The organism is Actinomycetota bacterium, from assembly GCA_019347575.1.
Classification (GTDB): domain Bacteria; phylum Actinomycetota; class Nitriliruptoria; order Nitriliruptorales; family Nitriliruptoraceae; genus JAHWKY01.
In genome coordinates this window covers 1-25,215 of record JAHWKY010000011.1, presented here as the reverse complement: position 1 = coordinate 25,215, position 25,215 = coordinate 1, and the positions used below count along the sequence as shown (strand labels likewise).

Below are 25,215 nucleotides of genomic sequence, written 5' to 3'. Positions count from 1 at the left end.
TCTGACGTGGTCACGCCGCCTCCTGGTGCAGCACCCCGAGGTCGGCTGCCAGACGGCGCACCTCGTCGGTTACCGCGTCGGCGCCGGCCTCGGCGCAGGCCCCCCGAGCCACGAGCACGACGTCGGTACCAGCCAGCCAGGGGGTCGCCCTCCCGGCCTCCCGCAGGACCCGCTTGGCCCGGTTGCGACCCACGGCGCTCCCGACGCGCCGGCTCGCCACGGCGGTCAGCCGCGGCGCTCCCGTGTCGGTGCGGGAGCGCACGTGCACGACCGCGTACCGCCCCGCGCGCTGGCGCCGGCCACGGAGGACGGCGGCGATGTCGCGGGGGCGGTGGAGACGGTCGTAGCCGACCGGCACCGGTCAGGCCGACAGACGCGCGCGGCCCTTGCGGCGTCGGGCTCGGAGGATCGCCCGGCCTGCACGCGTCCGCTTGCGCGCACGGAACCCGTGCTTGCGTGAACGGCGTCGGTTGTTGGGTTGGAAGGTGCGCTTCACGGACCGGCCCTCCCTGGGGGTGATCGGGGGCACGCGAACACCGGCGGTGTCGGTGCGTGGGCGGACGAGCGGCGGAGTCTACGACCTCGGTGCCAGCGGGGTCAACCCGTGGATCGCCGCGGCGACGATCCGGCGTCAGCGGATGCCTTCCGTGCGGTCCGCGAGCACGGCGTGCGGTGTCACCGAGGGCGGGCAGTATCCGCACGAAGCGTGGTTGTGGCGTGCGTCCATCGCTCGTTGGAGGTCCTCACCGTGCGGTCATCATCGCACCGCTGCCACGAACGAGCGATGGGTGCACGTCTGTCGGTGCTGTGGAAAACCTCTTGCCAAGCCCCGGACGGCGGCAGTAGAGTCCCGCCGCGCCTCACGCGGCAGTCGCCATCCGGGTCACCGCTGAGGCCTCTTCCCCGCCCGCGGCCGGGTTCCGGTACCTGCCGGGGGGTCGGCCCCTCCGGGGGTCCCGGCTCCACGGTCGCAGCACCACCGGTGCGCTATCCACAGCTGTGGACAGCTCTGTGGATGGGCGGTTGTCCCGTACCGCTCCGCTGGAGTGGTCCGGCCCGCGTGACCGTCCACGCACCGGCCGAGAGCGGGCGTGCCCCATGGCGCCCCACGCCGAAGGAGCCGACGTGACACCCGACCCGCCCCTCGACCTCGAGGTGCTATGGAAGCAGAGCCTCGACGACGTGGTGGAAACGGTCACGTCACCCGCCCAGCGGCAGTGGCTCCACGCCACCCGACCCGTCGGCTTCACCGACGACACGGTGATCCTCGCGACCCCGCACGCGTTCGCGCGCGAGTGGCTCGACACCCGCTGCGGCGAGGTGATCGGGGCCGCGCTCAGCCGCGCCGCGGGCCGCCAACTCACCGTCATGATCACGGTCCAGCCCAACCCCGAGCCGCTGGGCCCGCTCGCCGAGGCCGATGCCCTCGCCGTCGAGGACGTCAGCGACGACGACCCCTCGTCCCCGCCGACGGTCCCGACCACGGTCCAACCGCTCGAAGCGCCCGGGCGACCCCCCGGGCCGACCGTGGCGCTGGCGACCGAGGACGAGGTCGACCACGAGACCCAACTCAACCCCAAGTACGTGTTCGAGTGGTTCGTCATCGGCTCGTCGAACCGTTTCGCCCACGCGGCCGCGTTCGCGGTGGCGGAAGCCCCCGCGAAGGCCTACAACCCGCTGTTCATCTACGGGGGCGCCGGACTGGGCAAGACCCACCTGCTCCACGCGATCGGCCACTACGTGCGTTCGCTCTACCCACGCTTGAAGGTGCGCTACGTCACCACCGAGCAGTTCACCAACGAGTTCATCAACGCCATCCGTGACGACCAGATCCTGGGGTTCCAGCGCACCTACCGCCAGTCCGACGTCCTGCTCGTGGACGACATCCAGTTCCTGGAGTCCAAGGAGCGGACCCAGGAGGAGTTCTTCCACACCTTCAACGCGCTTCACAACGCTGAGAAACAACTGGTCATCAGCTCCGACCGGCCACCCAAGCAGATACCGCGCCTCGAGGACCGCCTGCGCAGCCGTTTCGAGTGGGGCTTGATCACCGACGTGCAGCCTCCCGACCTCGAGACGCGCATCGCCATCCTGCGCAAGAAGGCTGAACACGAGGACCTGCCGATCCCCGACGACGTGCTCGAGTTCATCGCCTCGAAGGTCGAGTCCAACATCCGCGAGCTCGAGGGTGCGCTGATCCGCGTCACCGCGTTCGCGAGCCTCCAGCGCGCCCCGGTCGAGCTGGCGCTCGCCGAGATGGTGCTGAAGGACCTGTTCCCCGACGACCGCGAGCAGGCGATCTCGGTCGAGCTGATCATGGAGGAGGTCTCCGACTTCTTCTCCCTGACGCTCGACGACCTGTGCAGCCCCAACCGCAGCCGCCAGTTGGTCACGGCTCGCCAGATCGCGATGTACCTGGTCCGTGAACTCACCGACCTCTCGCTGCCACGTATCGGCAAGGCCTTCGGTGGCCGCGACCACACCACGGTGATGCACGCCAACTCCAAGATCGCCGGCCTGATGACCGAGAAGCGCACCATCTACGAGCAGGTCCAGGAACTGACCAACCGCATCAAGACCCGTGCGCGTCGCGGTGGCTGACCTCGTGGCCCACCGACCCGGCCCGACCGTCCCCAGCGGCCCCGCCGTCCCGCCACCTGGCCTGTGGAAAGGCGGTGGACCGGTGGGGGGCGCGCCGTGGACGGTCACGCCGCTCCCTGGAACTACAGCGCTGTCACGGGGACAAGTGCCGCGATGGTGGCCATCCGTACACACGGTCGCTAACACCCCCGATCCTGACCTGACCTGGGCCGATACCCGGTTCTCCCCACCGTCCACAGACCCGACTACGACGACGGGTCAGATACTCCAAGTACCGTTCTTCGATCACGGTGGTGGACAACCCGCCACCTCGACACACCGGAGGCCATCGTGAAGCTCCGTGCCGAGCGCAACGAGCTCAACGAGGCGGTCGCTTGGGCGACCCGCACCGTCAGCTCACGCGTGAACCTGCCCGCACTGGCAGGCCTGCACCTCCAGGCGGACGAGGGGCGGTTGACCTGTCGCGCGACGGATCTCGAGGTGTCGGCCGAGGTGTCGATCCCGGTGCAGGTCGAGACCGCGGGCAGCGCGCTGATCCTGGGCAAGCTGCTCAGCCAGCTCGTGCCGAGGCTGCCCGACGCGCCCGTAGAGCTCGAAGCGACCCCGGAGCGGGTCTCGATCCGCTGCGGACGCGCGAGCTTCGACGTGCGGGCGATGCCCGCGGACGACTTCCCGACTCTGCCCGAGCCTGCCGAGGACGCCCCGCGCGGCGCCATCAAGGCCGAGGCGTTCGGCAAGCTCGTGACCCAGGTGGCACGTGCCGCGTCGACCGAGGACAGCCGCCCCGTCCTGACCGGCGTCTACCTCGTCGCCAAGGAGGGCAGCCTCACTGCCGTCGCGACCGACAGCTACCGCCTCGCCGTACGCACCATCGGCTGGGACCAAGCCGTCGACGGTGCGTCGCTCGTCCCGGCGCGGGCCCTGCAGGAGGCCGCCAAGGCCGCGACCGAGGCCGGAGGGGCGGTGACCCTGGTGCTCGAGGCGGGGCAGGTCTCGTTCGTCTACGGCGACCGGCGGCTGACCACACGGCTGATCGAGGGACAGTTCCCCGACTACTCGCGGCTCCTGCCGGACGCGTTCGAGACCAGCGTGGTGGTCGAGCGGGCCGCGCTCGCCGAGGTCCTGCAGCGCGTGTCGGTCGTGTCGATCGGGCAGGCGAACACGCCGGTCAAGTGCACCGTGTCCGAGGGCACGCTCGAGCTCGCGGCCGGCAACCAGGAGGTGGGTGCCGCCAGCGAGGCCCTGCCCAGCGAGGTCAGCGGTGAGGGGCTCGAGATCGCGTTCAACCCCGGGTTCTTCCTCTCCGGCCTCGATGCCGTCGGAGGCGAGAAGGTCCGCATCGAGTTGCGTGACGGACTCAAGCCCGCGGTCCTCAAGCCCCACCCAACCGCCGACGAGGACGCCGAGCCCGACGACTTCACCTACCTGCTGATGCCGATGCGGATCAACTGATCTTGGCGACGCCGCATCCGCGTCGTCGATGGGGCCGTTGCGGTTGGTCCGCCGCCGAGAGCGCGGTCGCGGCGGCTGCGCAGCAGGGAACCCGGGCGCCGGTCCCCTACCTTGGCGACGCCGCATCCGCGTCGTCGATCCGGGTCACCAGTCCACCCGCGACCGAGGCGCGCACACGCGGCGCGATGTCGGTCGCTGCGCCCCACGATCGGAGGTCCCGTTGCTGCTGCGTCGCGTCGAACTCCGCGACGTGCGGTCCTACACGCACGCGACGCTCGATCTGTCGGCCGGGGTCACGGTCCTGGTGGGGGCGAACGCGCAGGGCAAGACCAACCTCGTCGAGGCGATCCACCGCGCCGCCGTCGGTTCCTCGCATCGGGTCGCCTCGGATGCACCGCTCGTCCGCGCCGGCGCCGACGCGGGCTACGTGCGCCTGCTGTGCGATGACGACGCGGGCCGCCGACGCACCCTGGAGCTCGCGCTCGCGCCCGGTCGCGGCACGCGTGTCCGCGTGGACGGCAACGACGTCGGGCGCGCGTCCGACGCGCTGGGCGTGCTGAGGGTGGTGCTGTTCGCCCCGGAGGACGTCGCGCTCATCCGCGGGGATCCGGCCGGCCGGCGCGGATTCCTCGACGAGCTTCTGAGCCAGCGCCGCCCCGCGTACGCCGCGTCCAAGAGCGAGTACGACCGCGTGTTGCGCCAGCGCAACCAGCTGCTCAAGCAGCTCCGTGGCCTGTCGTCGTCGGCAACGCAGACCGCTACCGCGACGCTGGACGCCTGGACCGACCAACTCGTCAACCACGGCACGCAGCTGCTCGCCGCGCGGATCGCCGTCACCCACGCTCTGGCAGGTCCGACCGACACCTTCTACCGCGACCTCGCCGACCGCCCCGACCCAATCAGGCTGGCCTACGAGTCCTCGGTCGGGGTCGTGGTGGAGGGGCGCTCGTCGGAGGGTGTGCCCGATCCGGTCCTGCTCGCTGAGGCCTTCCGCGACGCGCTCACCGCGGTGGCCTCGGACGAGCGCCATCGCGGCGTCACGCTCGTGGGGCCACACCGTGACGATCTGCTGCTGGCGATCGGCTCGCTCGAGGCGCGCACGCATGCCAGCCAGGGCGAGGCATGGTCACTCGCGCTGGCACTGAAGCTGGCGACCTACGACGTCCTCGCCGAGGTCGGTGACCGACCCGTCGTGGCGCTCGACGACGTCTTCGCTGAGCTCGACGAGGAACGACGAGCCCAGCTCGCCAGGGCGTGCGAGCGGTGGGAGCAGGTCATCGTCACGGCCGCGGTCGAGGCCGACGTCCCGCTGCGGGGCGCGATGATCGACGTCGTGCGCGGCCCCGACGGCACCGCGCTGTACCCGCGTCCCCGCGCCGCGGAGGGCGGCGCGGCGTGAGTCCCTCCGACGATGACCGCCTGGTCACCGGCACCTCCGAGAGCGCCGACGCCACCGATCCCGACGACGACGTGTGGGCGGTGACCGACCACGAGACCACCGAGGGCGAGCGCCTGCGTGCCGCCCGCGCCCCCCAGACCGTGGGTTCAGTCGTGGATGCGTTCGTGGCCGAGCACGGCTGGGCGGTGCGCCTGCGCGGCGCGCGGCTGTTCGACCGCTGGGAGGAGGTGGTCGGGCCCGCACTCGCGAAGCGGTGCGAACCGGTGCGCGTCGTCGGTGGCACCCTCACCGTCCGCGCCGAGAACCAGACCTGGGCCACCCAGATCCGCTACATGACCACGCGCCTGCGCGAACAGGCAGCCGCGGCGATCGGAGCCGACCTCGTGAAGGAGGTCCGCATCATCGTCGGCCCGCTCGAGGGCACTACCTCCGACCTGTGAGAGCATCCCCGCCATGCCTGAGCTGCCCGACATCGAGGCGTACCGCGCGGCGCTGGAGGAACGCGTCCTCGGCCAGCCGCTGCAGCGGGCACGGATCGTCAGCTTCTCGGTGCTCAAGACCTTCGAGCCCCCGATCGAGGACCTGCACGGGCAGGAGGTGACCGCCACCCGCCGGCTCGGCAAGCGCATCTGCCTGGGGTTCCCCGCCGACCGCTGGATCGTCATCCACCTGATGGTCACGGGGCGCCTGCGCTGGTCCGACGAGCCGGGCAAGGCGGTGCCGAAGAAGGTCGGGCACGGCGCCTTCGACTTCCCGTCGGGCACCCTGATCCTGACCGAGCAGGGCACCAAGAAGCGGGCCGGCATCTGGGTCCACGGCTCGTGGGAGGCCGCGCTCGCCGAGCACGATCGGGGTGGAGTCGAACCACTGGGACTCGACCTCCCGGCGTTCCGTGAGGTCCTGACCCGAGAGAACCGCACCGTCAAGCGCGCGCTGACCGATCCCCGCATCCTCAGCGGCATCGGCAACGCGTTCAGCGATGAGATCCTGCTGGTCGCCCGCGTGTCGCCCGTGAAGACGACCTCACGTCTCGACGAGGACGAGTTCGAGCGACTGCACCGCGCGACCCAGGACGTGCTGGCCACGTGGACCGACCGCCTCGTAGCCGAGGCCCACGAGACGTTCCCCGAGAAGGTCACGGCCTTCCGTGAGGAGTTCGGGGCGCACGGCAAGTACGGGGAGCCGTGTCCGCAGTGCGGGAACCCCATCCAGCGCATCCGCTACGCAGACAACGAGACCAACTACTGCACGACGTGCCAGACCGGCGGCAAGCTCCTCGCCGACCGCGCGCTGTCGCGGATCCTCAAGGACGACTGGCCCCGTTCCCTCGACGACCTCGATGCCTAGGTCAGGTACCCCCTGGGGGTACCTCGGTAATCCACCGCTCAGGCGAGGTGGCAGCGCGGGGATGCGGTCCGGAAGTGGTACCCTTGGACGCACCGACTGGCACGGTCGGGGAAGCCCGTAGAAGGCCTCGTAACCGTACTTTCGAGGCTGTTCACGACCCCCGACGGTAGCCGGCCCCAGAGGGTCCCGACGGCACCCGAACCGACCGCCACGACCGCGCGCGTCCCGCCCCGCTCACCTCCGGGTCCGGCCCGACGTGTGCCCGGTGCGGGGGATCGCGTGGACGTGACGATGCAGGCACGAGAGGACATCCGCGTTGGTCGCTGATGCGAACTACACCGCCAAGAACATCACCGTCCTCGAAGGTCTCGACGCGGTCCGCAAACGTCCCGGGATGTACATCGGCACCACGGGTCCCCGAGGTCTGCACCACCTGATCTGGGAGGTTGTGGACAACGCCGTCGACGAGGCGCTGGCCGGCCGGTGCTCGACGATCGACGTCACGCTCACCCCCGACGGTGGCGTCCGCGTCGTCGACGACGGCAGCGGCATCCCCGTCGACCTGCACGCCCAGGAGAACCGCTCGGCGCTCGAGGTCGTTCTCACCGTGCTGCACGCCGGGGGCAAGTTCGACAAGCAGGCCTACGCCGTGTCGGGAGGTCTGCACGGGGTGGGCGTGTCGGTGGTCAACGCCCTGAGTGGACGGCTCCTCGCGGAGATCCGCCGTGACGGTCACCTCTACCGCCAGGAGTACGTGAGGGGCGTGCCCCAGGGGCCGGTCGAGCAGGTCGGTGACACCAACGATACCGGCACCACCATCACGTTCTGGCCTGACGAGCAGGTGTTCGAGAGCCTCGACTTCGACGTCGACACGATCGTGCGTCGGCTCCGCGACACCGCCTTCCTCACGGCTGGACTGCGCATCAGCCTCACCGACCAACGTGCCCGCGAGGAGGTCGACGAAGACGCCCAGCCGCGTGAGTGGGAGTTCCACGCCCCGGGTGGCCTACGCGACTTCGTGGACCACCTGCGCTCGACCAAGACCAAGGAAGGGCTGCACGACGTCATCCACTTCGAGACGGAGGAGATCCTCGACGACGGGCGGCAGTCGCTCGAGATCGCGCTGCAGTGGATCAACGACTACAACGACTCGATCCTGACCTTCGCCAACACGATCAACACCCACGAGGGCGGGACCCACGACGAGGGCTTCCGGACTGCGGTCACCTCGGCGGTGAACCGCTGGGCGAAGGACAAGAACCTGCTGCGGTCCAAGGAGGTCGAGGCGCTCACCGGCGACGATCTGCGCAGCGGACTCGTCGCGGTCATCTCGGTGAAGGTCGGCGAGCCGCAGTTCGAGGGACAGACCAAGACCAAGCTGGGCAACACCGAGGTGAAGTCGTTCGTGCAGACGACGACGTACTCCAAGCTCACCGAATGGCTCGAGGAGCACCCCGGCGACGGCAAGCGCATCGTGCAGAAGGCAGAGTCGGAGGCGCAGGCCCGCATCGCGGCGCGCAAGGCCCGTGAGCTGACCCGCCGCAAGAGCCTGCTCGAGTCGACCTCCCTGCCCGGCAAGCTCGCCGACTGTCAATCGCGTGACCCCGCCGAGTCCGAGATCTTCATCGTCGAGGGCGACTCGGCCGGCGGTTCGGCCAAGCAGGCCCGGGACCGGCGCACCCAGGCGATCCTGCCCATCCGCGGCAAGATCATCAACGTCGAGAAGGCGCGGCTACCGAAGATCCTGTCCAACAACGAGATCCAGGCGCTCATCACCGCGATGGGCACCAGCATCGGCGAGGATTTCGACCTCGGCAAGGCGCGTTACCACAAGCTTGTGCTGATGGCCGACGCCGACGTGGACGGGGCGCACATCCGCACCCTGCTCCTGACGTTCCTGTTCCGGCACATGAAGCCGTTGATCGAGGCCGGCTACGTCTACATCGCCCAGCCGCCGCTGTACCAGATCAAGCACGGCAGCCGGCGCGGCAAGGTGTGGTACGCGTTCAGCGACTCGGAGCGCGACACGATCTTCGCCGAGCTTCCGGGCGACAAGAAGCCGGACGTCCAGCGTTTCAAGGGCCTCGGCGAGATGGACCCCGACCAGCTGTGGCTGACGACGATGGACCCCGAGACGCGCACGCTGAAGCAGGTCGGCATGGAGGACGCCGCGCTCGCGGATGAGATGTTCTCGATCCTCATGGGCGACGACGTCGAGTCTCGCCGCGACTTCATCCAGGCCAACGCCCGCTACGCCACCATCGACGTCTGATGGAGCAGCGGACGCTCCGCGCGGCGGCGATGGCCGACTTCACCACGTTCGTGCTGATCGGCGGGTCGCTGTGGTTCCTCGGGATGAGCCCCGGCCTCGCCCTGCTGATCGGCGTGGTGCTGGGTGGTCTCGCGTTCCTGCTCGTGTGGGGCGTCGCCCGGCGCTCGGAGCGACTCCACGGCCCCGCCGCCGGCCCCGCGACCGCTGCGACACCTCACCCCGACCCCACTTCCGACCCACCGATAGACGAGGACACCCGTGGCTGATGACGAGACCCTCATCCCCGACGGTGACGGAGACGTCGAGGTGACCCTCGACGCACCCGTACTCGCGGGCGGTCGCATCGAGCCGGTCGTGCTCGAGGACGAGATGAAAGCCTCGTACCTCGACTACGCGATGTCGGTCATCGTGGGACGCGCGCTGCCCGACGTGCGCGACGGGCTCAAGCCGGTCCACCGGCGCATCCTGTACTCGATGTTCGAGTCGGGCCTGCGCCCCGACCGTGCTCACCGCAAGTGCGCCGCCGCGGTGGGCGAGGTTATGAAGAAGTACCACCCCCACGGCGACTCGGCGATCTACGACGCGCTCGTCCGGATGGGACAGGACTTCTCCATCCGGGCTCTGCTCATCGACGGTCACGGCAACTTCGGTTCGGTCGACGGCGACCCGCCCGCGGCGATGCGATACACGGAGGCGCGGCTGTCCAAGCTCGCGCTCGAGCTGCTGCGGGACATCGACGAGGACACCGTCGACTTCATCCCCAACTACGACGGCTACGAGGAGGAGCCGGTCGTCCTGCCGGCGCGGTTCCCCAACCTGCTCGTGAACGGTTCGACCGGTATCGCGGTCGGGATGGCGACCAACATCCCACCGCACAACCTCGGCGAGGTCATCGACGCCACGATCGCGTTGATCGACGACCCCAGCCTCACCGCGGTCGACCTCATGAGCTACATCCCCGGCCCCGACTTCCCGACCGGCGGGCTCATCCTGGGTCAGGCGGCCATCCACGAGGCCTACACGACCGGTCGCGGGTCCATCAAGGTCCGTGCGGTGTGCGAGATCGTCGAGGAGGACGGGTCCGAGCAGATCGTCGTCACCGAGATCCCCTACATGGTCAACAAGGCCAACCTGCTCGTGCGCACGGCCGAGCTGGTCAACAGCAAGACGCTCGAGGGCATCCGCGACATCCAGGACCACAGCTCCCGCGACGGCATGCGCATCGTCATCGAGCTCAAGCGCGGCGCCAACGCCCAGGTGGTGCTCAACAAGCTCTACAAGCACACCCAACTGCAGGACACCTTCGGCGCCAACATGCTCGCCATCGTCGAGGGCGTGCCCAAGACGCTGACCATCGACCAGATGCTGCGCCACTACATCGACCACCAGGTCGAGGTGATCACCCGGCGCACCCGCTTCCGTCTGCGCAAGGCCGAGGACCGGGCCCACGTGCTCGAGGGACTGCTCATCGCCCTCGACCACATCGACGAGATCATCACCCTGATCCGCAACTCCGAGTCCGCCGACGTGGCCAAGACGGGCCTGATCGAGCGCTTCGAGCTCACCGAGGTGCAGGCCCAGGCGATCCTCGACATGCAGCTGCGGCGGCTCGCCGCCCTCGAGCGGCAGAAGATCCAGGACGAGTACCGCGACCTGCAGGAGCTCATCGCGGAGCTGCGCGCCATCCTCGACGACCCGACCCGCGTGCTGACGATCATCAAGGACGAGCTCACGGCGGTGAGGGAGGAGTTCACCGACGCGCGCCGCAGCCGCATCGTGCCGGATGACGGCGCGATGACCGTCGAGGACCTGATCCCCGAGGCCGACGTCGCCATCACGCTGACGTCGGGTGGCTACGTCAAGCGCACCCCGGTCGAGCAGTTCAAGGTCCAGAAGCGTGGTGGCCGCGGCGTCCGCGGCACCGACATGAAGCAGGACGACATCGTCACCATCCTGTTGGCCTGCTCGACGCACGACTACGTGCTCGTGTTCACCAACAAGGGTCGGGTCCACCGCATCAAGGGCTACCAGATCCCCGAGAAGAACCGAGCGGCCAAGGGCGTGTACGTCGCTAACGTCCCGGGGCTGGCGTTCGAGTCGGGCGAGACCGTCGCGGCGATGCTCGCGCTCAAGGAGTTCGACGACCAGCGCTACCTCGTCTTCGCGACGCGACAGGGCGTGGTCAAGCGCACCCAGCTCGACGAGTACGACTCGCTGCGCTCCGTGCTGAACGCCATCAAGCTGAAGGATGACGACGAGCTGATCGGGGTGGCGGTCACGTCCGGTGACGACGACGTGTTCCTGGTGTCGCGTGGGGCGCAAGCGATCCGCTTCCACGAGGACGACGCCCGCGCGATGGGGCGCGACACCACCGGCGTGATCGGCATGCGGCTCGAGGACGGCGACGAGGTGCTCGCGATGGGCGTCGCCGGGACCGGCGGTGTCGAGGAGGACGACGACGCGATCGGCGAGGCGGCCGCTGAGGTGGCCGCTGACATCGGCACGGATACCACAGACGGCTACCTGCTCGTCGTCACCGAGGAGGGCTACGGCAAGCGCACGCCGCTCGTCCGCTACCCACGCCAGCGCCGCGGCGGCAAGGGCGTCGTGACCGCCAAGCTCACCGACGCGAAGGGCGGCCTGGCCGGAGCCCTCATCGTGCAGGAGGACACCGAGCTGCTGGTCGTCACCGACCGGGGAACGGTGATCCGGGTGCCAGTGTCCTACGAGTCGCTGCGGCCCATGACCCGGGCCACGCAGGGCGTCCGACTGATGAAGCCCGACGAGGGCGCACGCGTCGTCGGCATCGCGCCGCTCCTCGACGACGGCGACGAGGAGTGACCGCGCCCTCGCACCCGGTCGCAAGTCCGGGGGGCCAACCGCGGGTTCCTGTACGACCGGCCGTAGACTCCCGGCGGCTCACCGGCATCGAGGAGTGACCGTGGCGCGTCGCCGCCTGACCCTGAAGCGGATCGACCCTTGGTCCGTGCTGAAGTTCGGGTTCGTGGTCAACCTCGCCCTGCTGGCGATCTTCCTGCTGGGCTTCGGGACCGTGTGGTTCTTCATCCAGCGCCTCGGGCTGATCGACAAGGCGTGCTCGATCGCGGAGGATCTGGGCTTCCAGAACTGCGGGGTCAACGGCGGCAACCTGTTCCGGTTGATGCTGCTGCTGGGCCTGCTCGGGACCATCATCCAGACCGGCCTGCTCGTGTTCTTCGCGTTCCTGCACAACCTCATCGCGGATCTGACCGGTGGTCTGGGCTTCACGTTCGTCGACGAGTCCCCGGCGGCCCCCGCGAAGTCGGCCCCCGCCCGCAGCGGCTACGTGAGTCCGCCAGCACAGCCCACGGCGGCGACCCCTGCGGCCGCTGCGCGCCCCGCGCCGGAGCGTCCCCCTGCAGAGCGCACCGACGCGCTCGATCGACCGGCGACGCCCGCCCCGCCGCCCCCCGAGAAGCGGCCGGAGCCGGTGGGTGAGCGCAGCGGAGGCGCTGCTCAGACGCCGTCCAACCCCGCCAGCAGCCCCCCCAGCTCGCCGCCGGCGGAGCGCCCCCCCGAACGCCCCGCGCCCGAGCCAGCGGGCACGAGCCCGGGCCTCTTCGGGACGCAGACCGCGCCCGGCGGAGGTGGGTCGGCGGGCTCCGGCGGGGCGCCGAGCGGACCGCCGCGTCCGGTGGACCCGAGCCGTCGCAGCAGCAACTCCGCCTGGGGTAGCGACAGCGACGACAAGGGCGGGTCGCGCTGAGTCGGGTCGCGCCCCTCTCACGCCAGTCGCTACCCTTCCCCCGCCCCACGGAGCTCTCGGGCCACTAGCTCAGCTCGGTTAGAGCGCACCCCTGATAAGGGTGAGGTCGATGGTTCAAGTCCATCGTGGCCCACCGACACGAAACCGCAGGTCAGGGCGGGTTCCACGGGACCCGCCGCTCCATTCTCGGCCCCATAATCGGTCTACTTGGGCACAGCTTGGGCACACGCCGAGCGTGCGACGTCACGGCCGGAACCGACGGGGCGGTCGCCACCCGCGACCCCTGTCCTGTGGCGGCATCTTCGAAGCGGGCGTCGAAGACGTCGCGATCCTCGAGGGCGAGCGCCAACGCGAGCCGGCTCATCGTCACCGTGAACCGATCGAAGAACCCTTGCTGTCCCAGCACGACGCCCCACGGCGGCTCCCACTGCGTGAAGAAGCCGACCTCGGCGGACCACTCCGTCAGGGGAGGCTCGTCAACGGAGTACACGTGCTCGTACAGGCGAAGTCGAACCTCCCCGAAGCGAGCGACCCTCGTGTCCCCACCAATCTGGAGGGTGATCTCACGCGGCGGCTCTGCGAACACCGGCCGGGCGAGGCGACCGAGACCCGGTCCGGCGACGGTGCGCTCGCTGCCCGAGTCGACGAGGGCGAGGAGCTTGGGACTCTCGTCCCCGTCGGGCGCAAGGAGACTCGACCGCGACGGCAGGACGGAGCGGCGGATCGGAGTCCGACTCGCTCCCGGGCTCCGTCACGTAGGGGAAGACCCAGGGCTGTGCCGTCACACGGTCAGCCGAGACCGACGAGTTCCGCCTCGTGCTCACCGGGCACGCGTAGGATCGTCGCGTTCCTCACCTGGGGTCCACGCTGGCTGTCGCGGAGCGCCACGATCAGCTGATCCATCGTCTCTGCGGCGGCCACCACCTCGCCGTCCTTCAACCGCGACCCAGCGGCCCTCGAAGCCGCGCAGCGACGCCGGGCTCACCACAGGATCACGGGACACGTTCGGGTTCCTCAGTCGCGCGAGCAGGCCCTTCCACAAGCTACCGAGCATGGACGTCCCCCGCGCTCGCGACGTAGTATCCGAAGCCAAGTAACAACTAACAAGAAACATGATACTTCCTGAGGCGACATGCCCGACGAAGGCTGGATGAAGACCCTCTTCGGGAGGGCGGCGCGCGCCCGCGTCGGGCTCTGGGTCGTCGAACAGGACGCGGCCTTCTCCCAGCATGAGGCCGTCGCTTCGGTCCAGGCGGACCGGACCGCCGTCGTGCAAGAGCTCGACAAGCTCGAGGACCTCGGCCTCATCACGACGGTCGAGGTCGAAGGCTCGCGCCGGAAGTACTACGTCGTTGTCGACCATCCCCTGTGGCAGATCTTCCGTGCGGCGAACGCGGCCCGCGACGAGATGCAGCAAGCGGGACGAGGCGCGAGCGTCGCTACCCGCGGTCGACGCTGACGAGGTCATCCCAAGTCCTCTCGTTCGTTCGCTCGCGCTCCCCTCGTCCCGGACACGGTGGCGGGTACGACCCTGTCGGTGTCGGTTGCCAGCAGGGGCAGCCGGGCAGCCGCTGCTCGGCCGCACCGTTCATCTCCGGCGACGGCGGCACGGTCGCCTACGTCAACGCCGCCGACAACCTCGTCGAGGACGTCACCAACGGCGACTGGGGCGGCGACCTGTTCTTCCACGACTTCGCGGTCCTGCCGTGATCGTCGCGTGGCCGCGGACTTTCGTGTTCCCAGCTCCGACCTGGTGTTCCACGCGGTGGAACGATGGAGCAGTGAGGGTCCGATCGGGCTGCTGAGGCAGGTTCCGGGCGCGCCTGTGTCGAAGCGCCCCCGGGAGGTACGAGAGCATCGGATGGCAGCGTCGCAGCGGATCGACCGGGGACTGGGGGTCGGGGATGCGCCCCGCGCCCGGTCTCTCGCCACGCCGCGGCTGGTCGGTGCCGGCCTGGCGGCGTGGCTGGTGCTGTTCGGGGCGGTGCAGGTGGGGTTGTCGACGCCGGATCGGGAGCTGCTGAGCGGGGAGTCGGGGGCCGTCGCCCTGGACTACTCCGCGTTGCGGGGGACGATCGCGCAGCTCACCGAGGCGTTCATCGCCGAGGTGCTGGGACTGGTCCCGGCCCCGACGACGGATGACACGGCTGATCCGGCCCGTGACATCGCGAGCCCTGCGGCTCCGATCAGCGCTGAGCAGACCCCGCTGGATGCTCCACCGGCCGGACGGATCGAGGTCACCCATCCCCCCGACAACGACACGTTCGCGGAGGCGTACGAGGTGCCGTCGGTGCCGTTCACCGCGCGGACCGACGCGCGCAGTGCCTCGCGGCAGCCGGGCGAGCCGTCGTCGTGCGCCCCGGCCGGTCCGACGCTGTGGTACCGCTACAGCCCGGAAAGGACGACCGGACTGGTCGCTTCGACGGAGGGGACCTCGAGCGCGACCAGCCTGGGTGTCTTCACCGGCAGCGGCCTGGACGACTTGCACCGCGTCGGCTGCGACACCGACCTGGTCGGCGACGCGCACGTCGCGTTCGAGTCGGTAGCGGGCTCGGACTACTACTTCCAGGTCGGCCGGCCCGCGGGCGGTGGCTCCACGGTGTTCACGCTGGACGCAGCCGGCGTCACCGAGCGGGTCTCGCTGAACTCCGAGGGGGAGGAGATCGGCGCGGCGCGGTACTGGATGGGCGCGACGTCCGCGGACGGTCGGTTCGTGGCGTTCCAGTCGCTGTCGTCCCAGCTCGTGCCCGGCGACACGAACGCCGCCTGGGACGTGTTCGTCAAGGACCGGCTGACGGGTGCGGTCGAACGGGTCTCGGAAGCCTCGGACGGCACCGAGGGCAACGACCACAGCGGGGGCAGCCCGGTCGACATCTCGGCGGACGGTCGCTTCGTGGCGTTCTACTCGTGGGCGGACAACCTCGTGCCCGACGACACCAATAAGGAGCACGACGCCTTCGTCCACGACCGGCTCACCCGTGAGACCACCCGGGTGTCGGTGTCGTCGTCGGGCCGTCAGGGACGGCGCTTCGCTACCGTTCACGCCCTGCTCACGCCGTTCCGGGCCGACTGCCAGCACCGCCCACGGGACGCGCCGGTCGGAGGGCACCAGCACCAACCCTGCATCGAGTGGGTCGCGCAGCTGTCGATCACCGCGGACGGCTGTGTCGTGGTCTTCGAGTCCGCCATGCTCGGTCTGATCGAGGGTGAGGACCAGGAGGCCGCGGTGGTCGACGCCCGCTTCAACCCGCCCTACCAGGTCTACGCCCACGATCGCTGCGTGCGCGAGACGACCCGGGTGTCGGTCGACGCGGCGGGCGAGCCCGGGAACGGCGCCAGTTCCGGTCCGGCGGTGTCCGCGGATGGGCGGCTGGTGGTGTTCAAGTCGGTGGCGTCCAACCTCGTGCCGGGCATCGATCCCGGCGAGACCTTCCAGCTGTTCCTGGCCGACCGCGTCACGGGCGAGATGCGTTTCGTCTCCAGCAGTGTCAACGGGGGCGGGCCCTCGAACGGCCACGTGTTCGCACCGGACATCTCCGGTGACGGCCGCGTGGTGGTGTTCGCGTCACTGGCCTCGGACCTGGTCGCAGAGGACCGCAACGAGATCACGGACATCTTCGGCTACGACGTGGCATCCGGGTCGCTGGAGGTCGTGTCGGTGAACAGCGACGGCGAGCAGCAGCAGGTCGAGAGGGACGCGACCGAGCGGGCCGGCGTCGGTGAGTTCTACGCGCTCGTGTCGGACGACGGGCGCTACGTCGCCTTCGAGTCGCCGGCGGACAACCTGTCGGCACGCGACGAAGCACGCGCCGCCGTGCCCACCGCGACCGGGTGCTTCGACGACGTGTACCTGCGCGACCGCCACGCCGGCACCACGCTACTGGTGTCGGTCAACTCCCGCGGCGAGCAGGCCAACAATTGCAGCTCACTCGGGGGCCTGTCCCCCAGCGGCGCCGAGGTCGTCTTCCTGTCGTCCGCCGACAACCTCGTGGACGACGACACCAACGGCGGCAGGGACCTGTTCGTGCACTCCCTGGGAGGTGTGTCGTGACGCGCGGCGACGCCTCGACGATCGGTCACGCGTCGGCGGAGGGGTTCGCGGCGTGGCTGGTGCTGTTCGGGGCGGTGCAGGTGGGCCTGTCGACGCCGGACCGGGAGCCGCTGAGCGGGGCGTCGGGGGGCGCGGCCCTGGACTACACCGCGCTGCGGGGGACGATCGCGCGGCTGACCGAGGCGTTCGTGGCGCAGGTGCTGGGCCTGGTGCCACCGTCGGAGACGGAAGCGGACGTCGCCCGGCCTTCGCCTACAGCAGCGTGAGCTGTACCTGCTGGAGTCGGCCAACCTCGCTGCCAACCTCGAGGGGATGGCGGCCGCGGTCACCGAGGGCGACCCCGCGGCGTCGGCGGACCTGCTGCGTCCCGTGGTGGCCCTGAAGGGGGAGCTCGACGCGGTCGCGGTCCTCGTCACGGACGGGACACCGCTCGCGTCGCTGGGATCCGCCGGTACACCCAGCGGCATGACGTTCGATGCGAGCAGCTCGTTCATCGCCGCGGCACTGGCGAGCGAGGATGGCAACAAGCACGCCGGGTTCGTGGCTACCGGCGCATCCACGATGTTGGCCATCGCGGCACCGATCTGCTCCGGCACCGACCCGTGCGCCCCGGTCGGGGCGGCGGTCGTCGCCCAGGACCTGAGCGATGTCCTGGAGGGCCTGGCAGCGGGCGATCTGGCGGCGCGTCTCGACGGTGGTGGCCTGACGCTGTTCGACGAGGCGGGGCGACCGCTGGCCGCGACCGGCACGACGCCGTCGGTTGCAGAGGACACCGGGCCGGAACCCGACCGGCTCGTGCGTGTCGTCGGCGAGGTCAGCGGGTCGGAGGTGCACACGCTCTACGCCCCGTACGGCCTGCAGGGCGAGGCTCGCGGGACGGTGGCCGTCACGCTGTCCGCCGAGTCGGCCTTCGCCGACCTCCGGGGCACGGGCCTGCGACTGACCCTCGTGCTGCTGCTCGCGCTCGTCGGCATCGTCGCGGTCGGGGCGCTGGTGTCACGCGGGATCCTGCGCCAGGTCCGGCCGCTGGTGGAGGCCAACAAGCGCCTCGGGTCGGGTGACCTGACCGCCCGGGTCCCGATCGTCAGTGGTGACGAGATCGGCGAGGTCGCCAGCGGGCTGAACCAGATGGCCGAGCAGCTCCAGGCCAGCTACGCGACGCTCGAGTCGCGCGTGGAGCAGCGCACCGCCGAGGTCGAGCGGCTGCTGCGGCAACGCACCGAGTTCTTCGCGTCGCTCAGCCACGAGCTACGGACCCCGCTGGCGATCATCCTCAGCCAGTCGGACCTGCTGCTGCTGGAGGCGGACGAGGGCGAAGTCGCCGACACCGGGCGGGCCATCCGCCAGTCGGCCGCGCAGCTCCTCGGCGTCGTGTCCGAGATCCTCGAACTCGCCCGCGCCGAGAGCGGCACCCTCGAGGTCGAGCCGGAGCCCGTCGCGCTGGCCGAGTTCGTGGCCGACCTCCACCCGACCCTCGCCGGCTTGACCCGTGCCGGCGAGATCGATCTCACCGTGGACATCGGGGAGGATCTACCCGTCGTCGCCGCGGATCGGGAGCGCCTCCGCGAGATCGTGATCAACCTCGTGGACAACGCGGTCAAGTACAGCCCCCCCGGGAGCGAGGTGAGGGTCACGGCAGAAGCCGAGGAGGACCATGTCGCCGTGCTCGTCGCCGACGCCGGCCTCGGGATCCCCGACGGCGTGGGCGACCAGCTGTTCGAGCCCTTCTTCCGTGTCCAACGCACTGCCCCACGTACCGGCCAGGCATCGACCGGCCTCGGACTGGCGTTGACCCGCCGGCTGGTCGAGGCACACGGTGGCGAGATCACCTACGACAGCACCCTCGGCGCCGGCACGACCTTCCGCTTCACCCTGCCGATCGCCGTTGCGGGTGCTGCAAGCGGGGTCGCGTCGAACGGGGCGGTTCACCGCACCCGCGCTCGCCGCTAGCACCAGTCAGCCAACTCGTGCTCCTCGAGCAGCACCTGGAGTCGCTCCCTCACCGCGTGAGTCCAACGTGCTACTCGGGGAGTAGAGAACCGTTCCGCGCTGATCGCCTGTCGTTCCGGGCCCGGGCGTCGCGTTCCCCGTGGTGGAACGTCCCACGGTCGACCCGACCGAAGGCAGGCCGACGATGGGGATCCACAGCTACCGCTGGCCCGTGCTGGTCGTGGCGCTGCTGACCGGGCTCGGCACGATCGCCGCAGAGGATGCTGCACCGGAGCCGATCGCTGGGCCGTTCGGGTTCGAGGCCGACGCCGAGGGGTGGACCGTCGACACGCCAGGAGCGCCGACCACGACGTGGGAACGCGGGGGCCCGGGAGCCGCATCCGACATCTCGTTCCAGATCCCTGCCTACGAGGACTTCGCGGACACCGCGTTGGTGTCACCGCTCATAGAGGGCGACGGGGACGCCGTGGCCCTGGACTGGTGGCAGCGGATGAGGACCGAGGAGGGCTTCGACTTCCTGGAGGTCGCGTGGTCCGGGGACGGGCTGACGTGGCACGAGCTCCGGTCGGTGAGCGGCGAGTCCGGCCCGTGGCCGGACTGGAACGCCGAACGCGTCACCTTCACCCCTCCGGCGGGTCCGTTCCAGGTGCGCTTCCGCCTCACGAGTGACGTCCTATGCAGCGGGGGGTTGGTCCAGCCGCCGCTGCTGTTCTGTGAGCGGCTCGGGGTGGGCGTGTGGCTCGACGACGTCGTGTTGTGGTCGGTGTCGTCGGCACCGCCACGACCGGAGGGGTCGCTGCCCGTGCCCACCCCGGACATCGAGGGCCGGGTGTTCCCCGAGCCGCGCGACGCGGGAGGGGCAGCCATCCGCCGCGGCGACTTCGTGCTGGGGGCTCGGGTGCTGGTCCAGCGCTACCCGGACCTGGTGGCGCTCACCACGGTGCGTGAGGAGCTCGGTGACCCCAACGCGGTCAGCGTCGGCGGCGACGGGCTGGCGCCGTGGCACCCCGGCGACACCGGCGACGGTCACGACTTCCACGTCGCCACGATCACCGACCGGTCGGTGCCGGATGCCGGCAAGGGCTACCTGCTGCTGACGGTGGCGCACGGCAAGGAGTGGTGCGGCCTGGAGGCCATCCCGAGGATCATCGAGGACCTGGCGATCGCGGCCCGCGAGGCTCCCGACACGCTGGTGCGGGCGGGCACCGGCACCACCGGGGAGACGCTGGAGATGCCGGTGGGTGAGTTGCTGCGCCGGGTCAAGCTGATGTTCGTGGTGCTCTCACCCGACGGCTGGGGAGACTCGACGAGCAACGGCGCCGGTGCCAACACCAACCGCATCGCCTACGGGCCCGGCTGGGTCATCCCGCAGGACCGGGTCATCAACAACTGGGGCTACTCGACGCTGACCCAGCCCGCCGGCGGCGCGATCACCACCTACCTGCGGCAGGTGCGGGAGGCGGAGCTGGGTGGGCGTCCGTTCGCCGCGGCGATGGACTACCACGGTCCCGTCCCGACCGGCGCGATGCTCTTCGTGGACCAGGGCAGCGACGCTGCCCGGATCGACCGGCTCCACGACGTCGCGGAGCGCATCACCCAGCGTGCCTACCAGACGCTGTGGCGCGACGGTCACGAGGTGGTGACCCCGGTGCACCGCCAGCTCCTCGACGCGGTCGAGCAGGCCCGAGGCCACGCGCTGCGCGCCTGGGACGAGCACCGGGGCGAGGCCGAGACCAGCAAGCTCGTCTACCTCACGACACACTGGAACAGCTACGGGACGACGTGGGAGCAGATCGACTACAACACGCCGAACGCGTGGGCGTGGTTCTTCGGCGCCGAAGCCGGGCTGGGCGCCGATACCTTCTTGCACGAGATCCCCTGCGACGTGGTCTCCCGCCCGCACCGGACGGACCCGGGCGAGCTGTTCCAGCTGTTCGTCGACAACGTGCGCGCGATGACCGACGTGCTGCTGGTGCACGCCGCGACCCGCTTCGACCGCGACGTCGTGCGCGAGCACGACCTCGGCGGCCCGGTCGGCTACATCGCCACCGGCGATCGCGTCACCGACGCCGACGGCAACCCCACCCCGCCCCCCGCCGGCTACCCCGGGACCCCCTTCCACCCCTCGATCGACCAGGTCGGCTACGACGTGGCCAACACCGACTGGTTCCGCGACCTGCGCCGGTCGGTGACCGATGCCGTCGTACGGCTGGCGCCGGCACGGCAGTTGTGGCCCGACCTCGCCACCGTGGTCGTCGCCGACCACACCGAAGCGGATCCCGACCAGCTCCGAGCCTTCGCCCAGGCCGGAGGCAACGTCGTGCTCACCGACGCCGCCCTGCAGCTCGCACCCGACCTGCTGCCGATCGCCGCGGACGCGGTGACCGAGCACCGCGGCTACGTCGGCTACGCCGACCTCGACCGCACCCACCCCTGGACCGACGGCCTGCACGAGCCGGCACGCCAGACCTACGAGCCGACCGCGCTCGGCTACCCCCTGCTGCTCGAACGCGACAACTACTGGATCGCCTGCGTCGTCTGTCTCGACGGCCGCGGCCCCGAGACCATCACCGAGAACAGCGCCCCCATCTGGTCGGTCGACCGGGCCGCGTGGGAGGCGGCCGGGGGCACGACCATCGGGACCGTGGACCCGCCCAGCGGCCCCAAGGTGACCCACGAGGGCAACGACACCGACCGGACCGTGCTGGGCACCGCCCCACTGGGTGCCGGTCGGGTCGTGGCGTTCGGCGCGATCCTGCCCACCCCCACCGAGGCGTTCGACCACTGGTTCGGTCTCGAGCCCTACGCGATGACCCTCACCGGCCAGCACCTGATGCTCCACGCGCTGACGTGGGACACCATCGTCGAACACGAGCCCGGACCGCCCAACTGATCACATCGGGCCGAGGCAGGCGCCAGCGCTTCTGGCCGGGGCGAGCCACGCCGGCTCGGCGCCGAAGCGGCGACCTGCGTGTGGAGTCAGCGCCGACACCATCGCCTTCGGCCAGCAGGCTCTCAAGACCTTCATCGGCAGCGGGACCGGTGTAGTAGAGGTCGTTCCGCGCCGACCGTGTCTCGTGCCGCGCCGTGATGTCGTGTTCCTCGCGGTGGAACGCCCCTGAGGTCGACCCCGACACCGAGGCGAGACCATGGCTAACGACTCCCTGCAACAGGCGCGCCGGTCGCCCGGCACGCGGCTGGCGTGGCTGCTGGTGGTCCCGGCGCTGGTGGGGTTCGTTCCGGCTGTGGTCACCGGCGAGGCGAGCGCCCGAACAACGACGACTACGCCGACGCGGCGGTGGTCGAGTCGCTGCCGTACACCGACACCCGGGACATCAGCGGCGCCACGTCCGAGCCGTTGGAGAGGCTCGGGAGCTGTACGTACCCGCGGCAGCCACACGCCGTCGTGCCCAACGTCTTCTATCCGTCGGTGTGGTACCGGTTCGAGCCGGCGGTCGACGTGCAGGTCACGATCGACCCCACGGCCAGCGACTTCACGAACTGGTTGATCGTGTGGGAGGGCCAGGACCTCCTGACCCAGCAGGAGGTGACCTGCAACGGCTTCTCGGGACCCATCATCGTGAGCTCTGGACCCCTCACGTTGAACCTCGACGAGGGACGTTCGTACGCGATCCAGCTCCTCGACGGCGGCGGTCGCGACTCGGTCCTGAAGTTGCGGATCGAGGAAACGGGCCTTCCGGGCGTGGCCCAGATCCTGCCGTTCGAGGTGGAGGCCGACGACGGCACGCCGCTGCGCGGTCACGTGTACCTCCCCGAAGGGGAGGGACTGTTCGCGCCGGTACTGGAGTACAGCCCGTACTGGAACACCGCCTACGGCCCCAGCGAGTCCTTCACCGACGACCACAACGGCCACGTCACGATGGTGCGATGGCTGCGGCCACTGATGGACGCCGGCTTCGCCGTGGCGCTGGTGAACATGCGCGGCACCGGCGAGAGCGGCGGTTGCATGCAGTGGGGCGGCCCGGTCGACTCGTCCGACGTGGCCACGGTGATCGAGGCGCTCGCGGACGCGGAGTGGAGCACCGGCAGGGTCGGCATGTACGGGCTGAGCTTCCCCGGGTGGAGCCAGATGCTCGCACTCGCCAGCGACGACGCGCCGTCGCTGAAGGCGGTCGTCCCGGTCAGTCCGGTCACCGACCTGTGGAACCTCTACACGAACAACGGGGCCACGCGGGAGTCGCGCCATACCCGTCAGCCGCTGTGGACCGCCCTGCTGACGACCGGGGGCCTTGCACCCGTGGCCATCCAGACCGGTGTCCCGTTCGTGCCCGACACCGGACCCGACCACGTCGCCTGCCCCCGCTACGGCGAGGAGGTCGTGCACTCTCCGCCGGTCTGGAACGGCGACCGCACGGCGTACTGGCAGGAGCGGGACCTGCGCCCGCTGATCGACGGGACGAAGGTGGCCGTGTTCGCCACCGTGGGCCTCCGGTTGTTCAAGGGTGACGGCAGCGGCGGCTGGGACGGTCACATCTCCCAGCTCGACGGGGTCTGGGACCTGCTCGGCCCGCACCGGCGGTTCATGCTCGGCCAGTGGGGCCACGGCTTCCCCACCCGCGCCGACTTCGACCGGATGGCGGTGGCGTGGCTGGACCGCTACCTGCGCGGCGGGTCCGCCTCGGCGATCGCGCCGCCCGGCGTCGTGGACTACCAGGACGACGCCGGCGCGTGGCACAGCGCCCGGCAGTGGCCGCCCCGCGCCGAGGCGACCACGCTGTGGCTCAGCGGCGACGATCTTGTCACCGACCAGTCCCAAATGGAGCCATCGACCCGCTCGTTCCTGTCTAGCGACCAGGTGCCCTGCGCCGGGGTCTGTCTGCGCCCGGTCGCCGGTCGCGCGCCCGGCTGCCTCGGTGACCACCTCGTGTACGTCTCCGAGCCGCTGGCCGAGGAGGTCGTCATCGCCGGGCACTACACCGTCGACCTGACCATCGAGAGCACCCTGCCCGACGGGACGCTGACCTCGTTCCTGTACCACACCCACGCCGACGACCCGTGCGCGTCGGCGGACCACACCGAGTCGGGGCAGGCGATCACCGACCTGCGACACGTGTTCGTCGACGAGGGTGCGGACTTCCCGGTCGACACCCCGACCGACATCACCCTGACCAGCATGCCCCTGGCCAGCCGCATCCCCGCCGGCCACCAGCTCGTGCTCACCGTCGGCTCGGCCGGGTGGAACACCGTGCCCGACCCCTACCGCCCAGTCCTGACCGTCACCACGGGCCCCGGCACCGTCAGCGCCCTGACCCTGCCGATCGTCGAGGGCACCTTGACGACCACGGGCTGACGTGTTGAGCCCATCCCGCAGGAGGACGACGATGCAGATCCGGAACTCGCGACGGGGCTGGCCCGTCCTGGTCGTGCTCGCCGCAGTGCTGATCGGCGCCGGGTCCGGCGGGGAGCCGTGGGAGGGCACCTTCGAGGCGGAGCCGGTGCACCCGCCCGAGTGCACCTCGCCGGTTGGGATCTGCACCCGCGGGGTCCTTCACGACGCCGACACCGGCAAGGCGGTCGCGATCTACGAGTTCACCATGCTCACGATGCGCCCGTCGGGCAAGGGCGCCGAGGTGGACTTCACCGGCGAGAGCGTGCTGACCAAGCTGACCGGCGCGCCAGGGTTCCTCTTCGCGGAGGACGAGGGATCGTTCACCCCCAACGCCACCGGGCCGTCGCCGTTCGTCACCCGGGTGCACATCGTCGGAGGCACCGGGTCCTACCAGGACGCCACCGGGTCGCTCACCGCCACCGGTGAACTGGACACCACGAGCGGAGAGACCTCCGGCACGTACACCGGCACGATCCGTCGCTGATCCGATCAGCGTCTCGGACGCTGCGCTACCTCGCTGAACCGGCGGCGACGGCGCCGTCGGGCACGGAGATCCTCGAGCCTGCCGCGACCTCGACCCCGCCAGGCCCGTGCGTCCCGGGGGTTCCCCTACCGGGCAGGCACCCCCGCCTGAGCACCGATCGTGCCGTGCGGGACGGCGGGTGTTCCGCCCCGGGTGACGACGTGCTGTCGGCCGGGGGCGAGCGCTGGCCACCGAGCAGGCGCCGAACGAGGGCGTGCCGAGCAGAGGAGCACACCATGACGAGGAACCGATCGACTCGTGCAGGCTCGCGACAGCTCCGGGGCCCGCTGCCCTGGCTGCTCGTCGTGGCCACGGTCGGGTTCGTTCCGGCCGCGGTCACCGGCGAGACGAGCGCCCCGAGCAACGACGACTACGCCGACGCCGCGGTCGTCGGGGTGCTGCCGTTCGCGGACACGCGCGACATCGGCGGCGCCACGGCGGAGCCGCTGGAGACGGTCGGCAGCTGCAACAACCCGCCGGTGCTCCTCCCCAACCCCGTCTTCCCGTCGGTGTGGTACCGGTTCG

Annotated in this window: 20 protein-coding genes and 1 tRNA gene; 18 read left to right on the top strand and 3 right to left on the bottom strand. The window is 70.5% G+C overall.

The window, feature by feature from the left end; all coding sequences use genetic code 11:
- Positions 1-10: 10 nt before the first annotated feature.
- Positions 11-358, bottom strand: a complete 348-nt coding sequence (locus KY469_08950) for a ribonuclease P protein component (GenBank protein MBW3663211.1) — start codon at positions 356-358, stop codon at positions 11-13.
- 3 nt (positions 359-361) lie between these two features.
- The gene (gene rpmH / locus KY469_08945) at positions 362-496 is read right to left on the bottom strand and encodes a 50S ribosomal protein L34 (protein ID MBW3663210.1); all 135 of its coding nucleotides are present in this window, start codon (positions 494-496) and stop codon (positions 362-364) included.
- 602 nt (positions 497-1,098) lie between these two features.
- On the opposite strand from rpmH, the gene dnaA reads away from it, so the two are divergent.
- From dnaA to KY469_08895, 10 genes are all read left to right on the top strand, one after another.
- Positions 1,099-2,601: a chromosomal replication initiator protein DnaA gene (dnaA, locus tag KY469_08940; GenBank protein ID MBW3663209.1), complete on the top strand. Its 1,503-nt coding sequence runs from the start codon at positions 1,099-1,101 to the stop codon at positions 2,599-2,601.
- A gap of 330 nt (positions 2,602-2,931) precedes the next feature.
- Positions 2,932-4,053, top strand: coding sequence for a DNA polymerase III subunit beta (gene dnaN / locus KY469_08935; GenBank protein MBW3663208.1), 1,122 nt, complete (start codon positions 2,932-2,934; stop codon positions 4,051-4,053).
- Between the two features lie 220 nt (positions 4,054-4,273).
- Positions 4,274-5,452, top strand: a complete 1,179-nt coding sequence (recF, locus tag KY469_08930; protein ID MBW3663207.1) for a DNA replication/repair protein RecF — start codon at positions 4,274-4,276, stop codon at positions 5,450-5,452.
- Entirely contained in the window at positions 5,449-5,892 is a 444-nt protein-coding gene (locus KY469_08925; GenBank protein MBW3663206.1) for a DUF721 domain-containing protein, read from the top strand. The genes recF and KY469_08925 overlap by 4 nt, the downstream gene beginning before the upstream one ends.
- Before the next feature lie 13 nt (positions 5,893-5,905).
- Complete coding sequence (locus KY469_08920) at positions 5,906-6,799, top strand: formamidopyrimidine-DNA glycosylase (protein ID MBW3663205.1); 894 nt, start codon at positions 5,906-5,908, stop codon at positions 6,797-6,799.
- Between the two features lie 316 nt (positions 6,800-7,115).
- A complete protein-coding gene (gyrB, locus tag KY469_08915; GenBank protein MBW3663204.1) occupies positions 7,116-9,071 on the top strand; it encodes a DNA topoisomerase (ATP-hydrolyzing) subunit B in 1,956 nt (651 codons plus the stop codon).
- Entirely contained in the window at positions 9,071-9,337 is a 267-nt protein-coding gene (locus KY469_08910) for a hypothetical protein (protein MBW3663203.1), read from the top strand. Before gyrB ends, KY469_08910 begins: the two co-directional genes overlap by 1 nt.
- A gap of 103 nt (positions 9,338-9,440) precedes the next feature.
- Complete coding sequence (gene gyrA, locus KY469_08905; GenBank protein ID MBW3663202.1) at positions 9,441-11,912, top strand: DNA gyrase subunit A; 2,472 nt, start codon at positions 9,441-9,443, stop codon at positions 11,910-11,912.
- A gap of 100 nt (positions 11,913-12,012) precedes the next feature.
- On the top strand, positions 12,013-12,816 hold the full coding sequence (locus KY469_08900) for a DUF3566 domain-containing protein (protein MBW3663201.1): 804 nt from the start codon (positions 12,013-12,015) through the stop codon (positions 12,814-12,816).
- A gap of 58 nt (positions 12,817-12,874) precedes the next feature.
- Positions 12,875-12,949: transfer RNA gene (locus tag KY469_08895), tRNA-Ile, on the top strand.
- 18 nt (positions 12,950-12,967) lie between these two features.
- On the opposite strand, the gene KY469_08890 is transcribed toward KY469_08895, so the two are convergent.
- The gene (locus KY469_08890; protein ID MBW3663200.1) at positions 12,968-13,306 is read right to left on the bottom strand and encodes a hypothetical protein; all 339 of its coding nucleotides are present in this window, start codon (positions 13,304-13,306) and stop codon (positions 12,968-12,970) included.
- A 660-nt stretch (positions 13,307-13,966) separates the two neighbouring features.
- Between KY469_08890 and KY469_08885 the strand changes: the two genes are divergently transcribed.
- The 8 genes from KY469_08885 to KY469_08850 form a co-directional block, all read left to right on the top strand.
- Positions 13,967-14,275, top strand: coding sequence for a hypothetical protein (locus tag KY469_08885; GenBank protein ID MBW3663199.1), 309 nt, complete (start codon positions 13,967-13,969; stop codon positions 14,273-14,275).
- A 402-nt stretch (positions 14,276-14,677) separates the two neighbouring features.
- Complete coding sequence (locus KY469_08880; GenBank protein MBW3663198.1) at positions 14,678-16,867, top strand: hypothetical protein; 2,190 nt, start codon at positions 14,678-14,680, stop codon at positions 16,865-16,867.
- Positions 16,864-17,133, top strand: a complete 270-nt coding sequence (locus tag KY469_08875; protein ID MBW3663197.1) for a hypothetical protein — start codon at positions 16,864-16,866, stop codon at positions 17,131-17,133. The genes KY469_08880 and KY469_08875 overlap by 4 nt, the downstream gene beginning before the upstream one ends.
- Positions 17,134-17,179: 46 nt before the next feature.
- A complete protein-coding gene (locus KY469_08870) occupies positions 17,180-18,817 on the top strand; it encodes a HAMP domain-containing histidine kinase (GenBank protein ID MBW3663196.1) in 1,638 nt (545 codons plus the stop codon).
- A gap of 142 nt (positions 18,818-18,959) precedes the next feature.
- Positions 18,960-21,710, top strand: coding sequence for a hypothetical protein (locus KY469_08865; protein MBW3663195.1), 2,751 nt, complete (start codon positions 18,960-18,962; stop codon positions 21,708-21,710).
- 309 nt (positions 21,711-22,019) lie between these two features.
- Entirely contained in the window at positions 22,020-24,128 is a 2,109-nt protein-coding gene (locus KY469_08860) for a CocE/NonD family hydrolase (GenBank protein ID MBW3663194.1), read from the top strand.
- Between the two features lie 31 nt (positions 24,129-24,159).
- The gene (locus KY469_08855) at positions 24,160-24,651 is read left to right on the top strand and encodes a hypothetical protein (GenBank protein MBW3663193.1); all 492 of its coding nucleotides are present in this window, start codon (positions 24,160-24,162) and stop codon (positions 24,649-24,651) included.
- A gap of 275 nt (positions 24,652-24,926) precedes the next feature.
- Positions 24,927-25,215, top strand: a 289-nt coding sequence (locus KY469_08850; GenBank protein MBW3663192.1) for a hypothetical protein, incomplete at its 3' end; no start/stop codon positions are given.

Excerpts from the sequence above, each read along its gene's own strand:
- KY469_08855 (MBW3663193.1), top strand. The coding sequence starts at position 24,160 with ATGCAGATCCGGAACTCGCGACGGGGCTGGCCCGTCCTGGTCGTGCTC.
- KY469_08885 (MBW3663199.1), top strand. The coding sequence starts at position 13,967 with ATGAAGACCCTCTTCGGGAGGGCGGCGCGCGCCCGCGTCGGGCTCTGG.
- KY469_08870 (MBW3663196.1), top strand. The coding sequence starts at position 17,180 with ATGGCGGCCGCGGTCACCGAGGGCGACCCCGCGGCGTCGGCGGACCTG.
- gyrA (MBW3663202.1), top strand. The coding sequence starts at position 9,441 with ATGAAAGCCTCGTACCTCGACTACGCGATGTCGGTCATCGTGGGACGC.
- KY469_08920 (MBW3663205.1), top strand. The coding sequence starts at position 5,906 with ATGCCTGAGCTGCCCGACATCGAGGCGTACCGCGCGGCGCTGGAGGAA.
- KY469_08880 (MBW3663198.1), top strand. The coding sequence starts at position 14,678 with ATGGCAGCGTCGCAGCGGATCGACCGGGGACTGGGGGTCGGGGATGCG.
- dnaA (MBW3663209.1), top strand. The coding sequence starts at position 1,099 with ATGGCGCCCCACGCCGAAGGAGCCGACGTGACACCCGACCCGCCCCTC.
- KY469_08910 (MBW3663203.1), top strand. The coding sequence starts at position 9,071 with ATGGAGCAGCGGACGCTCCGCGCGGCGGCGATGGCCGACTTCACCACG.